16 protein-coding genes are annotated in these 13,153 nt (G+C 69.6%); 6 read left to right on the top strand and 10 right to left on the bottom strand.

Annotation, left to right across the window (positions count from 1 at the left end):
* Positions 1-1,097, bottom strand: a 1,097-nt coding sequence (gene xseA, locus ASE86_RS02725) for an exodeoxyribonuclease VII large subunit (RefSeq protein WP_235523966.1), incomplete at its 3' end; no start/stop codon positions are given.
* Between xseA and purD the strand changes: the two genes are divergently transcribed.
* A complete protein-coding gene (gene purD / locus ASE86_RS02720; RefSeq protein WP_056422028.1) occupies positions 1,096-2,367 on the top strand; it encodes a phosphoribosylamine--glycine ligase in 1,272 nt (423 codons plus the stop codon). The two genes, xseA and purD, sit on opposite strands and share 2 nt — an antisense overlap.
* A gap of 50 nt (positions 2,368-2,417) precedes the next feature.
* A complete protein-coding gene (locus ASE86_RS02715) occupies positions 2,418-3,041 on the top strand; it encodes a hypothetical protein (protein WP_056422026.1) in 624 nt (207 codons plus the stop codon).
* Between the two features lie 29 nt (positions 3,042-3,070).
* On the opposite strand, the gene ASE86_RS02710 is transcribed toward ASE86_RS02715, so the two are convergent.
* Complete coding sequence (locus tag ASE86_RS02710) at positions 3,071-4,375, bottom strand: hemolysin family protein (RefSeq protein ID WP_056422024.1); 1,305 nt, start codon at positions 4,373-4,375, stop codon at positions 3,071-3,073.
* 134 nt (positions 4,376-4,509) lie between these two features.
* Here ASE86_RS02710 and ASE86_RS02705 point away from each other — a divergent pair, with 134 nt between their 5' ends.
* Entirely contained in the window at positions 4,510-5,178 is a 669-nt protein-coding gene (locus ASE86_RS02705) for an OmpA family protein (RefSeq protein ID WP_200911474.1), read from the top strand.
* Between the two features lie 43 nt (positions 5,179-5,221).
* Here the strand turns inward: ASE86_RS02705 and ASE86_RS02700 are convergent, their stop codons facing one another.
* The 5 genes from ASE86_RS02700 to ASE86_RS02680 all read right to left on the bottom strand — a co-directional run bounded on the left by ASE86_RS02700 (position 5,222) and on the right by ASE86_RS02680 (position 7,395).
* Positions 5,222-5,959: a TorF family putative porin gene (locus ASE86_RS02700; protein ID WP_056422022.1), complete on the bottom strand. Its 738-nt coding sequence runs from the start codon at positions 5,957-5,959 to the stop codon at positions 5,222-5,224.
* Positions 5,956-6,414: a hypothetical protein gene (locus ASE86_RS02695; protein ID WP_056422021.1), complete on the bottom strand. Its 459-nt coding sequence runs from the start codon at positions 6,412-6,414 to the stop codon at positions 5,956-5,958. Before ASE86_RS02695 ends, ASE86_RS02700 begins: the two co-directional genes overlap by 4 nt.
* A 103-nt stretch (positions 6,415-6,517) precedes the next feature.
* Positions 6,518-6,970: a nucleoside deaminase gene (locus ASE86_RS02690; protein WP_056422019.1), complete on the bottom strand. Its 453-nt coding sequence runs from the start codon at positions 6,968-6,970 to the stop codon at positions 6,518-6,520.
* 6 nt (positions 6,971-6,976) lie between these two features.
* The gene (locus tag ASE86_RS02685; RefSeq protein ID WP_056422017.1) at positions 6,977-7,168 is read right to left on the bottom strand and encodes a YqaE/Pmp3 family membrane protein; all 192 of its coding nucleotides are present in this window, start codon (positions 7,166-7,168) and stop codon (positions 6,977-6,979) included.
* On the bottom strand, positions 7,165-7,395 hold the full coding sequence (locus ASE86_RS02680) for a hypothetical protein (RefSeq protein ID WP_082441821.1): 231 nt from the start codon (positions 7,393-7,395) through the stop codon (positions 7,165-7,167). Before ASE86_RS02680 ends, ASE86_RS02685 begins: the two co-directional genes overlap by 4 nt.
* A gap of 166 nt (positions 7,396-7,561) precedes the next feature.
* On the opposite strand from ASE86_RS02680, the gene rpmB reads away from it, so the two are divergent.
* Entirely contained in the window at positions 7,562-7,858 is a 297-nt protein-coding gene (rpmB, locus tag ASE86_RS02675; protein WP_056422013.1) for a 50S ribosomal protein L28, read from the top strand.
* Between the two features lie 126 nt (positions 7,859-7,984).
* On the opposite strand, the gene ASE86_RS02670 is transcribed toward rpmB, so the two are convergent.
* Positions 7,985-8,965, bottom strand: a complete 981-nt coding sequence (locus tag ASE86_RS02670; protein ID WP_056422011.1) for an esterase-like activity of phytase family protein — start codon at positions 8,963-8,965, stop codon at positions 7,985-7,987.
* 172 nt (positions 8,966-9,137) lie between these two features.
* Here ASE86_RS02670 and ASE86_RS02665 point away from each other — a divergent pair, with 172 nt between their 5' ends.
* Positions 9,138-9,518 carry a glycine zipper 2TM domain-containing protein gene (locus ASE86_RS02665; protein ID WP_056422009.1) on the top strand — a complete coding sequence of 127 codons (381 nt, stop codon included), beginning with the start codon at positions 9,138-9,140 and terminating at the stop codon, positions 9,516-9,518.
* A 237-nt stretch (positions 9,519-9,755) separates the two neighbouring features.
* Here the strand turns inward: ASE86_RS02665 and ASE86_RS02660 are convergent, their stop codons facing one another.
* Together ASE86_RS02660 and ASE86_RS15600 are read right to left on the bottom strand one after the other, a co-directional pair.
* A complete protein-coding gene (locus ASE86_RS02660; protein ID WP_056422007.1) occupies positions 9,756-11,606 on the bottom strand; it encodes an AsmA family protein in 1,851 nt (616 codons plus the stop codon).
* Between the two features lie 55 nt (positions 11,607-11,661).
* The gene (locus ASE86_RS15600) at positions 11,662-11,820 is read right to left on the bottom strand and encodes a DUF1674 domain-containing protein (protein ID WP_082441617.1); all 159 of its coding nucleotides are present in this window, start codon (positions 11,818-11,820) and stop codon (positions 11,662-11,664) included.
* A gap of 52 nt (positions 11,821-11,872) precedes the next feature.
* Here ASE86_RS15600 and ASE86_RS02655 point away from each other — a divergent pair, with 52 nt between their 5' ends.
* Complete coding sequence (locus ASE86_RS02655; protein WP_056422005.1) at positions 11,873-13,147, top strand: RsmB/NOP family class I SAM-dependent RNA methyltransferase; 1,275 nt, start codon at positions 11,873-11,875, stop codon at positions 13,145-13,147.
* The last annotated feature ends 6 nt before the right edge of the window (positions 13,148-13,153 follow it).

The raw sequence follows: 13,153 nt of genomic DNA, 5'->3' as shown, positions 1-13,153 counted from the left end.
CCTGCCGATCGGTCGAGTTCCCGCCGCCCCGCGCCGAGCCGGCGTTCGAGCGTGAGCCCCAGGCGTCCCGCCAGATCGTCGAGCCGCTGGCGCTGCGGCCCCAGGATCGCATCGCGCTTCGGCAGCACGCGGACCAGCGCGGTCAGCTTTTCCCCGCCGCGTTCGTGGTAGCGCCGCGCGCACCGCAGCATCCGCAGGCCATGGCTGGACAGCGTGTGCTCCAGGTCCGCCTTTACCGGCACCGCGATCTCGGCCGCGGCGGTCGGGGTAGGTGCGCGGAGATCGGCGGCATGATCGCACAGCGACGTATCGGTTTCGTGGCCCACCGCCGAGATGATCGGGATCGAGCAACCGGCGACCGCGCGGACGACCACCTCTTCGTTGAACGCCCACAGATCCTCGATCGAGCCACCGCCCCGCGCGACGATGACCAGATCGGGGCGTGGCACCGGGCCACCGGGCAGGATCGCGTCGAAGCCGCGCACGGCCGCGGCAACTTCCTCTGCCGACCCCGGTCCCTGCACCTTGACCGGCCAGACCAGGACGTGCGTCGGGCAGCGATCTTCCAGCCGGTGGAGGATGTCGCGGATGACCGCGCCGGTCGGCGACGTGACGACCCCGATAACTTTCGGCATGAACGGCAGCCGCTGCTTGCGCGCCGGATCGAACAGCCCCTCCCCGCCCAGCTTGGCTTTCAGCCTTTCGAGCAACGCCATCAGCGCGCCTTCGCCGGCCAGTTCCATCCGTTCGATGACGATCTGATATTTGGAGCGTCCGGGGTAGGTCGTCAGCTTGCCGGTCGCGATAACTTCGACGCCGTCGGTCGGCTGGAACGGCAGCGCGGATGCAGCACCGCGCCAGAGGATGCCGTCGATGACCGCGCCGTCGTCCTTGAGCGCGAGGTAGCAGTGGCCCGATGCGGCGCGCTTCCACCCCGAAATCTCACCGCGGATGCGGACATGACCGAACGCGCCCTCCACCGTCCGCTTAAGCCGCGCCGACAGCTCGCTGACCGACATGTCGGGTGCGTTGCTGCCCGGCGCGGGCTCGGCTACCAGCCGCGCGGTGTCTGCGTCGTCGAGGAAGGGATCGGCCATGAATGTCCTGCTGTTGGGATCGGGCGGCCGGGAGCATGCGCTTGCCTGGAAGCTGGTGCAGTCGCCCGGCCTGACCCGGCTCTACGCCGCGCCCGGCAATCCGGGAATAGCGAAGCACGCCGAATGCGTCGAATTGGGGCTGGTCGACCACCGGGGGCTCGTCGATTTCTGTCGATCGAAGCACATCGGCTTCGTCGTGATCGGGCCGGAAGCACCGCTGGTCGCAGGCCTTGCCGACAATCTGCGCGCGATGGGCATAGGCGTATTCGGCCCCGGCAAGGTCGCCGCGCAGCTGGAGGGGTCGAAGGGCTTCACCAAGGACCTGTGCGCGCGCGAGAATATCCCCACCGCACGCTACGAACGCGTCCGGGCGCTGGACGGGGCGCGTGCGGTGGTCGCCGAATTCGGCCTGCCGGTGGTCATCAAGGCCGACGGGCTGGCCGCGGGCAAGGGCGTGACGATCGCGACGACCGCGCAGGAAGCCGACGCCGCGCTGGTCGACCTGTTCCAGGCCCAGGGCGCCGAAGCGGTGATCGAGGAATTTCTGGAGGGCGAGGAGGCCAGCCTGTTCGTCCTGACCGATGGCAGGCACCTGCTCCCCTTCGGCTCGGCGCAGGACCACAAGCGCGTGGGCGATGGCGACACCGGCCCGAACACCGGCGGCATGGGCGCCTATTCGCCCGCCCGCGTGCTGACGCCCGAGCTGGAGGCCAGAGCGATCGATGAGATCGTCCGGCCGACCGTAGAGGCGATGGCGCGGGTCGGGCATCCGTTCCAGGGCGTGCTCTACGCCGGGCTGATGCTGACCGCGGAAGGGCCCAAGCTTATCGAATACAACGCCCGCTTCGGTGACCCGGAGTGCGAAGTGCTGATGCCGCGTCTGGACGGCGACCTGCTGGAGATCATGATCGCGACCGACAAGGGGACGCTAGATCAGGTTTCGGCGACGTGGCGGGACCAGGTCGCGCTGACCGTGGTGATGGCGGCGAACGGCTATCCGGGAACGCCAGAGCCCGGCGGCACGATTCGCGGCATCGACGCGGCGGAGAGCGACGGCGGAATCGTGTTCCAGGCGGGCACCGCGGCCCGCGACGGCGATCTGGTCGCTGCCGGCGGGCGCGTGCTTGCGGTCACCGCGTGCGCGGCGACGGTCGCCGGAGCGCAGGCCGCCGCGTACCGCGCGGTCGATGCCATCGACTTCCCGACCGGCTTTGCCCGGCGCGACATCGGCTGGCGCGAAGTCGCACGCGAAGGCGGCGAAACGCGCTGAGCGGCGTTGATGCGCCACGATAACCCATTTGCAGGCGACAGGGGCCGACGATGAGAAGCGATGTGACGTGGCTGACGACGACGAACCTGATCCTGATCGCGATCGGCGTCGTGCTGGCACTGATGGTGATCCTGCACGGTGCCCGGCTGAAGCGCCGGCGGAAGCGGACCAACGACGCGATCGGGGATCGGATCGACGACACGCCGGCGACGGCGCGCACCGCTGCGCTCGACGAAACCCCGCCGCCTGCGCCCGAGACGACGCCGGTCGCGACGCCCGAGCCGGAACGCGCTGCCCCGCCCGCCCCGCTGCCGGTCGCACCCGCACCGCCGCCGCTGGCCGGGGACGATACCCCGGTCGTCGCGACCGCGGCGCCGTTCGATCCCGCTCCCGCGACCGGGGCCGCAGAGCCGGGAACGCCGGACACGTCATCGTCAGGCGACGACCTCACGCTGCTGAAGGGGGTCGGGCCCAAGCTTGCCGCGCGACTGAACGAACTGGGCGTGACCCGCTTCGCACAGATCGCCCAGCTGACGCCGGCCGATGCGGAGGCGCTCGATGCGCAACTGGGCAGCTTCCAGGGCCGCATGATGCGCGATCGCTGGATCGAGCAGGCGGGGTATCTGGCAAAGAACGACCGTGCAGGGTTCGAGGCGGCGTTCGGGAAACTGTAAGCCCCGCGCAGGCGGGGCACGTGGCGGCGTTATTCCGCCCGCGCGACCAGCAGCTTGTCGATCTTGCGGCCGTCCATGTCGACGATCTCGAACCGCCAGCCCTGGCTCTCGAACGTCTCGCCCTCCACCGGCAGGCGCTTGAGAATGGCGAGCGCCAGGCCCGCGACGGTCGCAAAGTCGCGGTCCTCGTCCAGGTCGAGCCCCAACCGCTCGGCCAGCGAATCGGCGGCCATCGACCCCGACACCAGCAGCGATCCGTCCTCGCGCTCGACGACCATCCGCTCGGTGCCTTCATCGACATCCGAGACGAATTCGCCGGCTATCGCGGCCAGCAGGTTGGCGGGGGTCACCACGCCTTCGAAATGGCCGTATTCGTCATGGACCAGGCCCATCGGCACTTCGGCGCGGCGCAGCACGACCAGCGCGTCCATCGCATCGAGCTGGTCGGGCAGGACGGGTGCCGACTTCATCAGCGCGCGCAGGTCGAGCGTCACCCCGCGCACCATCGCCTCGACGATGTCGCGCGACTGGACGACGCCGACGACGGCATCGACCGATCCTTCGGCGACCGGCAGGCGGGTGTGCGGCGATGCGACCAGCCGCGCGCGCAGATCGGCGTCGGACAGGTCAGCGTCGAGCCATTCGACCGCGGTGCGCGGCGTCATCACCTCGCGGACCGGACGGTCGGCGAGGCGCACCACGCCCGAGATGATCGTGCGCTCATGCTCCTCGATCACGCCCGATTTCGACGCTTCGGCGACGATCAGGTGGAGCTCCTCGGCCGTCACCTGATTCTCCGATTCGCGGTTGAGGCCCAGCAGCTTGAAGATCAGCGCACTGGTCGAATCGAGCAGCCACACGACCGGCTTGGTCGCGACCGCCAGCCAGACCATCGGCACCGCCATCAGCGCCGCGATCGGTTCGGGACTGCGCAGCGCGAACTGCTTTGGCACCAGCTCGCCGACGATGAGCGAGGCAAAGGTCGTCAGGCCGATGACGATCGCGAAGCCGATCGTCTCGGCGGTGTCGGGCGCGACGCCCAGCGCCGCGATTCGCGCCGCGGTCGGCGTGCCCAGGCTGGAGCCCGAATATGCGCCGGCCAGGATGCCGATCAGCGTGATGCCGATCTGCACCGTCGACAGGAACTTGCCCGGGTCGGCGGCCAGGCGGATCGCGGTTCCCGCCCCGCGCTTGCCGACCTTGGCCATCGCCTCCAGCCGCGCCTTGCGCGCCGATACGATCGCCAGCTCGCTCATCGCGAACACGCCGTTCAGCGCAACCAGCGCGAGGATGATGACGACATCGATCCAGGGAAAGGGGGGAAGCGCGTTCATGGAGGTTGCGACAGTCCTTATCCGCGGATGACCGCCCGGCACAACCGTCGTCGTCACGTCCGGTTCAGTTCGCGAGCGGAACAAGATGCCCGCAACATGGGTTAGCCCCGCGAGATTCAAGCCAAGGAGTATGTATGTTGCGTTCAAAGTTGCTGCTCGCCGCCAGCCTGGGTGCGATGACGCTGACCAGCGCCTGCGTGACCGATCCCGTGACCGGCGAGCGCCGGATCTCGAAGGCCGCGATCGGTGGCCTGGGCGGCGCGGGTGCCGGCTATCTGCTGGGCGATCTGGTGGGCGGTCGCCGTGACCGTACCGAGAAGATCGTCGGTGCCGGCATCGGCGCGCTCGCCGGTGCCGGTATCGGCGCGTACATGGACCGGCAGGAGCGCGATCTGCGCGCCCGCACCGCCGGCACCGACGTGCAGGTGATCCGCCAGGGCGACGACCTGGTGCTGAACATGCCGTCGGGCATCACCTTCGGCTACGACCGCGCCGACATCCAGCCGCAGTTCCGCCCGACGCTTGATCAGGTCGCCGATGTGCTCGCGCAGTACAACTCGACCTATGTCGATGTGTACGGCCACACCGATTCGACCGGTGCCGACGCCTATAACGAGGCGCTGTCGCAGCGTCGCGCCACCGCCGTCGCCGACTATCTGTCGGGCCACGGCGTGAACCCGGCGCGTCTGGGCACCCGCGGCTTCGGCGAGACGCAGCCGATCGCGTCGAACGCGACCGAGGACGGCCGCGCCGCGAACCGCCGCGTCGAGATCAAGATCGTGCCGGTAACCCGCGAGGGCTGATCGACCTGAGGGGGCGGCCCGGCGCCGCCCCCTCTACCGATGATTAGAATGCCACTCGGACCCGACCGACGACGCGGTCGCCGATATGATCCGGGTCGGCGAACGGCGATACTGTCCGTCGATCGTCGATGTTCGTACCGACATAATCGAGCGACAGCGTCACCTTCGACAAACCATACGACAGGCCGAGCCGCCAGTCGGTGTAGTCGCCCGCCGGCCGCAATCGCCCGGCCCGCACCGGATCGTCGGTCTGCCCGGTCGATCGGCCGATCCCGGCATTGGCCGTCAGCGGGGTTCCGATGATCGCACCGCTTGCGTTGGCGAACAGATACAGGTTGTCGCCGCCGATCGACGACTGCTCGGGCGCGTATTTCGCCCCGGCGTCTAGCGTGACGGGCCCCAGCGTATAGCTGCCCGTCGCGCCCAGTTCATAATAATCGGCATCGATCGCGGCACCGGCGAACAGGTGACCGGTGACCGAGGCTCGCAGGCGCACCGCGCCGATGTCGAAGCCGCGTCCAAGCTCCAGATCCGCGACCGCGTCGGCGCCGGCGTGGCGCGGGCTTTCGCGCGTCGTCACCACGCGCCCCAACAGGTCGAAGCCGGCAAGATCATCGACCGCGATGTCGGCGGACAGCGCCGCGCGCCCACCGCTCCAGTTGAGACCCCGGCGGACTTCATGGGTCGTCGCCTCGGCACCGATCGCCGGTTTGGACTGCGCCAGCGCGGGCGCCGAGGTGACGCTCGCGACTCCGGCGAGGAAGAACGCGAGCCGCATCATCCGCGGCGCGACCGATCATGCAGGCGATCGATCTCCGCCGTCAGCACGTCATGATCGTCCGCGGCAAGCGCAAGCAGATGCGCGCGGAGTGCCGCGTCGTGCGCCGCGACATCGCGCGCGATCGCCGCCTTCGCGCCTGAGCACCAGCCCGGTCGCGAGCCGGTCAGCGCACGATCGCGCACCATCGTCCGCGTCATCGTCGCACCGCTCGCATGGCGGGCATCACGCTCAACGATCAGCCGCGCCTGCCACTGGCACCGCAGACTGGAGGGGACGCGCCCGGGCGTCACCGCCCCGACCTGCTTGTAAACTACGCCGACGCGACCGCTATACTGCGCGTCGATCGCGCCGCGATGATGGTCGATCCGCGCGCTGTGACGGTGCGCGATGTCGGTCGATCCCGCGGTCATCGCAGCCGATCCGACAAGCAGCGCGGCGAAAAATCCTCCGGTCATGAAGCCTCCTTGAAATGCGGACGTCCCCGGCGCTTGCAGCCGGTGGACGGGGTGAGGATGCAAGACCTACGCGTCGCGGGCAAACCCGTTCCGCATCGATCGGTCAGCGGCGCGCGGCAAAGAATTCGCGCAGCAGCCCGGCCGCCTCGCGCTCGCCGATCCCCGAATACACCTCGGGCCGGTGGTGGCAGGTCGGCTGGCCGAAGAAGCGCGGGCCATGCTCCACCGCACCCCCCTTCGCGTCGCTCGCGCCGTAATATAACCGGACGATGCGGGCGTGGGCGATGGCGCCGGCGCACATCGCGCAGGGCTCCAGCGTCACCCACAGGTCGCAGTCGTCGAGCCGATCGCGCCCCAGCGCCTGCGCTGCGCGGCGAATCGCCAGCATCTCGGCATGGGCGGTCGGGTCCAGCAGCGCGCGGGGCGCGTTCGCTGCGGCCGCGACGATCTCGCCGTCGCGAATCACAACCGCGCCGACCGGAACTTCGCCCCGCCCCGCCGCCTCGGCAGCGGCGTCGAGCGCGGCGCGCATCGGGGGCGGGAGCGGGAACATCATCGTCGGTTAGACGGTGGCGGCCATCCCGTCACTCGAATCGCGCAGCACGCTCCACACCGCGAACAGCGCGCCCGGCACGAACCCGATCAGCGTCAGCACGCAGGCGATCCAGAAGTCGCGGCCCGCCCCGTGGCGCAGGAACACGCCGAGCGGCGGCAGCAGCACTGCCGCCACGACCTGTCCTGCGCGCGCGCTCACTGTGCCGGCGCGGTGGTGGTGTCGGCCTTCTTCACCTCGACGACCGGGACCTGCACGGTCTTGTTGACGGTGCCGACATCGATCGTGCCGACATCGACCTTCGGCGCCTGGCCACCCTGCACTGCGACACGTGGAAGGCGGCCACCGTCGATCGAGATCATGCCGAGCGACATCAGGATGATGGCGACCACCACCGCCAGACCCAGTAGAACCAGTAATGCACGCATGAACACGCTCCCCTCACGTTTCGAATCGTTCGCGTAACCAAACGCCGCTTCTCCGTGCTAAGTTGCATGGGCGCGGCGTGAATCGGTTGACGCACCGCGCGTCGCGGGGTAGGGGCGCGGCCTTTCCGGGTCGGTTTCGACCGTTGGTAGATCAGGATTTCAAGCGATGTCGCGCATTTGCGAGCTGACCGGCAAGGGCCGGCAGGTGGGCCACAATGTCTCCCACGCCAACAACAAGACCAAGCGGACGTTCCTGCCGAACCTGCAGAACGTGACGCTGATCAGCGACGCGCTGGGCACCAGCGTGCGTCTGCGCGTATCGACCCACGGCCTGCGCTCGGTCGAGCACAACGGCGGCCTGGACAACTGGCTGGTCAAGACCAGCGACACCGACCTGTCGCTGCGCGCCCGTCGCCTGAAGCGCGACGTGGTCAAGAAGCTGGCTGCCGCAAAGGCCGCGTAAACCGGGCTCGCACCGGCGCTCATCCGCCGGCGCGATCCCTTGGTTTCCACGAAGCGCCGTCCCGATCCGTATCGGGGCGGCGCTTCGCGTGTATGATGCGTCGCCTTTCGGCACTGGCCCGCCGGTCTATCCGTCGAACCGGAACTTCAGCAGCAGCGTGCGTTCGATCAGGCTGGGGCCATTGTCGTCCGACAGCACCCAGACGATCGTCGCCTTGCCCTCACGGGTCACCGCCAGCCCCTCGAAATTGTCGTGGATCACGTCACCGGTGAAGCTGGCGATCTCCGTCCCGCGCACACGCGCACCGCGGCGAATCGCGCGCGGGTCGATCAGCAGCAGCTTGGCAGTGAACATCTCGGGTACCGAAAACGTGCGCGTCAGGACCAGCAGCCGGCCATCGGGCAGGACTGCCGCATCGGTCGGATCGTAATTGTGCGGCGGGAGCAGCGTGAAACGCGCCGATCGTGTGCCGGGCGCGGTCGGATCGCCAGTGACGATCAGCCCCTGCCGACCCGGCCCGCCGCCAGGCGGACGGGCATCCTCCGAGAAGATCACGGTCCGGCCGTCCTTCAGGATCGCCATCGCTTCGGGCCCGCCGTTGCGCGGCCAGCGCTTCATGCGCGGGGGCACGCGGTGGCGGATCACGCGCGTCAGGCCGGCATCGTAGCGCCAGATGGCGTTATGGCGTTCGAAGCCGACCAGCAGGTCGCCGGTGCGGGGATCGGCGACCATCGATTCGCTGTCGCGGTCCTGCTTGCGCCAGCCCGATCCCGGCCCGACCGGCAGCACGCCGGCACGCACGTCGCGTACGCGCCAGTCCGCGCCCATCGCGAAATCGAGCGTCAGCCCGCCATCGCTCAGCAACAGGAACCGGTCGCCGCGAACCACGAGCGATGAAAAGCCGCCGAACGCCCAGTTGCGGCTGCTCAGATGCACGCCGCCCAGATAGGTGAGCGCGCCCAGCCGGGAGAGATCGGGTCGCGCAGTCGATAGCGGCACGCGGGTCGCGGTGACGCGCGGTACGCCGTCCCACAGCGGCAGTCGTTCGTCGCCGCTCCATGTCGGCACGACGATCAGGACCGCCAGGATGATCAGAAGCACGCGCACTGTGCCCGCCCTAACGCGCACACAGGCCCCGCGACACCCGTTTCGCTGAACGAACGATAACAGCCGCATTCAGCGAGCGGCCACCGCGGATATGCGAATCAGTGTCTTGTCGAAGGGCGACGTTCCGAATCGAACCGCCGCCGGACGAAGTTGAGACGTGAGGAGATTTTCGATGTTCAAGAAACTGACGCTCGCCGGTGCCGCGTTCGCAACCCTTGCGGGCGGCCTGGCCGCCACCCCGGCAATGGCCCAGCGCTACGACCGCGGCTACGGCTACGACCGCGGGTACAACGATGGCTACGGCTATGATCGCGGGTATCGCAACTATCGTGGCAACGACCGCCGGTACATCAACAACCGCCAGAACCCCTGCAAGGACGGCGACGGCGGCACGGTGATCGGTGCGATCGCGGGCGGCCTGGCCGGCAACGCGCTGGCAGGGCGTCGCGGTGACGGGACGCTGGGCGCGATCCTGGGTGGTGTCGTCGGCGCGGTCGCCGGTCGCGCGATCGACAAGTCGGATCCGCCGCGGGGTTGCGCGCGCTCGCGCTAAGGCGCGTCGACAAGGCGACGGCGCCGGTTTGCGAAGCAAATAGCGCGAGCCGGCCGGCGGGTCACCGCGAGGTGACCCGACCGACGACAGCGGCTTCGCCGCTGTCCGGCCAAGCCATTCCAAAATTTTCCAGAGCTTCCCCGCGTGTTGCGTAGCAGCGGGAAGACGGGTCCCCCGGGTGGCGTATCGGGGGCGGGGGTCGGTTCCGTTTAGGCGCCGGCCCCCGAACCGTATGCGCTATCGCCCGATCGCCCGCCGGCTGAGCGCGGCGCAATCGGCGTTGGCGGCGGTCGGCCCCTGCTTGCCGGTGATCGCCCGGCCGAGCCCTTTCAGGATATTGCCGACCGACTTCGTTTCCTTCGGGACGACGACCTGCGGCTTGCTGAGCGTCCCCGATACCAGCACCGATCCCGGCACGCGCAGGATGCTGTCGTGTTTCGGTGCGCCGGTCAGCTTGGCGGCGATCGTCTCGGCGGGAAAGCTGACACCGCCCGAACCGCGCGTCTGACTGGCGCTGGTATCGACGATCAGCGGGTCGAACCGGCCGCGCCCGCCCGAAACCTCCAGTCGCACCACCGCACAGCGCAAGCCGGCCCGCGCGTCGTCGTCGGCGGTCAGCGCTCGGCCAGCATCGAACCCCAGCATCGCCGCCATCTTCGCCGGCAGTGCCCCGTCGCGTGCGACGATGCCGATATGACCGTCCGCCCGGCCGACCGCACTGCGGATCGTCTCGCCCACCCCGGTCAGGCGGACGCGGCCGTCGAGCGCGCCGCTGACCGCGCCGCCACCCGACAGGGCGCCGATGCGGCTGTTCTTCAGGTCGAGCGCCAGTGTCACCACCGGGTCAGCCCGTCCGCCGCGCTGATCGACGACGACCTTGCCGCCGATCGTCCCGCGCGTCAGGCCGATCCGCAGCGGTTCGATCGTCAGCAACTGCCTCTCAAGCACCAGCACGCCCGACGCGCTGGTCAGCGCGGACGGCTCGCGGCTGAGAATGCGGTCGATGCGGAAGGCGATCCGGCCATCGGTCGAGGTGATCTTGCCGATATCGACGCGGGTGTTCGGCACGATCCGCGGACCCACCGCGCGTTCCAGCGCCGCGGCGCGCGCACGACCGGCATCGTCGGCCAGATCGTCGAAATCGAGTCCGGTCGCATGGATGTCGCCGTCGAGCACGGTGCGGCCGCCGGTCTTGTCGACGCCCAGGCGGCCGGTGAAGTCCGACCGGCCGATCCGGCCGCGCATGTTCTCGACCTGCCATTTCGGTCCCGCGTGACGCACGTCGGCGGTCAGGCGGACGGGTTGCGTGCCGAACAGTCCTGCCTCGATCACCGCATCGATCAGTTTCAGGCTGGATGCCTGCGCCGTCACCGCCAGCGTCATGTGCTGCGTATCGAGCGGCGCGCTCATCCGCCCGCGCGCCGTCATCGACAACGCGGGGCCATCGATCCGGGCGCGGAACGGCCAAGGCTGGCCGCCCGCCATGATCGGCGCGCCGCTCATCGAAATCCGCACCGCCGCACCGCGCACCGCGCCCTGCCCACGTGCGACGAAGCCATTGACGTCGGAGGTAACGGCGACGGTGAAGTGCCGGTCCTGCTTGGCATCGCGGTAGCGAACGGTCGCATCGCGGACGCTCAGCCCGTCGAGGCGCAAAGGGTCGCCCGAGCCACCGTCACGCTTCGCATCCTCGCGGTCCCAGTTGGTCCGCCCCTTGTCGGTGCGGATCAGGTCGAGCCGGACGCCGGTCGCGGTCACGCTCTTGGGATCGATGCGGCCCGTTATGAGCCCCAGCGCGCGGATTTGCACGTCCACAGAGGCGATCCGCGCCAGGTCACCCGACCCCGCCCACGCCGGCTGCGGGATGCGGATATCGCGGATGCGGATGGTCGGCGTGAACGAAAACGCCGGCGTCCGCTCGAGCGCACCGATCGTCACCGGCCGTTCGAACCGTTCGCTCAGGATTCGCTCGGCGCGCGCGCGGAACGGGGCGACCGGAAAGGCCGCAAGCGCCAGCACAGCCAGCGCCAGCAGCGCGACAAGGGCAATCCCGACCCATTTAAGCCAGCGGCGATGATGCAGCGTCATCGCTTCGGGACGTGCGACACCCGATTTTGTTCCTGTGTCGCAACGACCGATCGACTCAAAAGTCGATGGCGATGCCCTTCTTTTCCCAGTCGCCGTACCGCGTCGGGTGGCGATCGCTGCCGGGTTCGGGCTGGGTGTCGGGTCCGGGCGCCGGTACCGGCGGGCTTGGCGGCAGGTCCTCGGGTGGTGTCACATGCGGCGGGCGCTGACCCATGATCCAGTCTCCAGCGATTGCGTCGGGCGATCGAACCCGCCACATCGGCGCGATGCCTGCCCCTTACAAGCCCACCCGCGACGATCCCCCCGGCGTTCCCGCGCGCCGCGCCGCGTTGCGCCTGCTCGATGCCGTCCTGCGGCGCGGCCAGGCGCTGGAAGGCGCGCTGCACAATGCGACGCAGGGGCTCGACAACCCGTCCGATCGCGCGCTGTCCCACGCCATCGCTGCGCAGGTGTTGCGGCGGCTTGCCGATCTCGACGCGCTGATCGATTCGGCGACGCGCCAAGCATTGCCCGACGATGCCAAGGCCCGCTTCGCTCTCAGGATCGCGCTCGCGCAGGCCATCCTGCTGGAAACGCCGCCGCACGCCGCGATCTCGACCGTGCTGCCGCTGGTCGACGGCGGCCCGCGCAAACTGGTCCACGGCGTATTCGGCACGCTCATGCGCCAGAACGCGACGCTGCCGGACATCGCCACCCTGCCCGCAGCGGTCGCCGCGCGGTGGGAGGCCGCGTGGGGGATGGACATGGTTGCCGCTGCGGGGCGCGCGATCGCCGACCAGCCGCCGCTCGACCTGTCGCTGAAGGCCGACGATGTCGAACATCCCGCAGGCGTCACGCTGCTCCCGCGCCACGTCCGCGTTCCCGCAGGGTCCGGCGTGCGAGCAGCGGAGGGGTTCGCCGAAGGCGGCTGGTGGGTGCAGGACCTCGCGGCATCGCTGCCGGCGCGCGTGCTGGGTGACGGCGCGGGTCGCGTGCTCGACCTGTGCGCCGCACCGGGTGGCAAGACCATGCAGCTCGCCGCCGCCGGGTGGGACGTGACCGCGCTGGACATCTCGGAGGCGCGCCTGTCGCGCCTGTCGGACAATCTCGCGCGCACCGGCCTCTCTGCCGGGATCGTCGTCGCCGATGCGCTGACCTGGACGCCGCCCGAGCCGTTCGATGCGATTCTGATCGATGCGCCGTGCAGCGCGACCGGCATCTTCCGTCGCCACGCCGATGTGCTGCACCGCGCCTCCCCCCGCGTCATCGCCGAGGCGCGTGAGGTTCAGGCCGCCCTGCTCGCCCGCGCCGCCGACTGGGTGCGGCCGGGCGGCACCATCGTCTATGCCGTCTGCTCGCTGGAGCGCGAGGAAGGCGAGGATCAGGTCGCGGCGTTCCTGGCCGATCGGTCCGACTTCTCCCCCGCCCCTGCCGACCCGTCCGTACTGCCGACGGGCGTCGCGCCGACCGCCGAGGGCTTCGTTCGCACGCTGCCCGGGATGCTGGCCGACCAGGGCGGCCTGGACGGATTCTTCATCGCGGCGATGACGCGCAACGCCTGACTTGTG

It is taken from the genome of Sphingomonas sp. Leaf33 (assembly GCF_001421785.1).
In the GTDB taxonomy this organism is placed as follows: domain Bacteria; phylum Pseudomonadota; class Alphaproteobacteria; order Sphingomonadales; family Sphingomonadaceae; genus Sphingomonas.
The sequence above is the reverse complement of the archived record's forward strand: the minus strand, read 5'-3'. Positions and strand labels throughout refer to the sequence as shown.

Excerpts from the sequence above, each read along its gene's own strand:
- purD (WP_056422028.1), top strand. The coding sequence starts at position 1,096 with ATGAATGTCCTGCTGTTGGGATCGGGCGGCCGGGAGCATGCGCTTGCC.
- ASE86_RS02715 (WP_056422026.1), top strand. The coding sequence starts at position 2,418 with ATGAGAAGCGATGTGACGTGGCTGACGACGACGAACCTGATCCTGATC.
- ASE86_RS02710 (WP_056422024.1), bottom strand. The coding sequence starts at position 4,375 with ATGAACGCGCTTCCCCCCTTTCCCTGGATCGATGTCGTCATCATCCTC.
- ASE86_RS02705 (WP_200911474.1), top strand. The coding sequence starts at position 4,510 with ATGTTGCGTTCAAAGTTGCTGCTCGCCGCCAGCCTGGGTGCGATGACG.
- ASE86_RS02700 (WP_056422022.1), bottom strand. The coding sequence starts at position 5,959 with ATGATGCGGCTCGCGTTCTTCCTCGCCGGAGTCGCGAGCGTCACCTCG.
- ASE86_RS02695 (WP_056422021.1), bottom strand. The coding sequence starts at position 6,414 with ATGACCGGAGGATTTTTCGCCGCGCTGCTTGTCGGATCGGCTGCGATG.
- ASE86_RS02690 (WP_056422019.1), bottom strand. The coding sequence starts at position 6,970 with ATGATGTTCCCGCTCCCGCCCCCGATGCGCGCCGCGCTCGACGCCGCT.
- ASE86_RS02680 (WP_082441821.1), bottom strand. The coding sequence starts at position 7,395 with ATGCGTGCATTACTGGTTCTACTGGGTCTGGCGGTGGTGGTCGCCATC.
- rpmB (WP_056422013.1), top strand. The coding sequence starts at position 7,562 with ATGTCGCGCATTTGCGAGCTGACCGGCAAGGGCCGGCAGGTGGGCCAC.
- ASE86_RS02665 (WP_056422009.1), top strand. The coding sequence starts at position 9,138 with ATGTTCAAGAAACTGACGCTCGCCGGTGCCGCGTTCGCAACCCTTGCG.
- ASE86_RS02660 (WP_056422007.1), bottom strand. The coding sequence starts at position 11,606 with ATGACGCTGCATCATCGCCGCTGGCTTAAATGGGTCGGGATTGCCCTT.
- ASE86_RS15600 (WP_082441617.1), bottom strand. The coding sequence starts at position 11,820 with ATGGGTCAGCGCCCGCCGCATGTGACACCACCCGAGGACCTGCCGCCA.
- ASE86_RS02655 (WP_056422005.1), top strand. The coding sequence starts at position 11,873 with ATGCCTGCCCCTTACAAGCCCACCCGCGACGATCCCCCCGGCGTTCCC.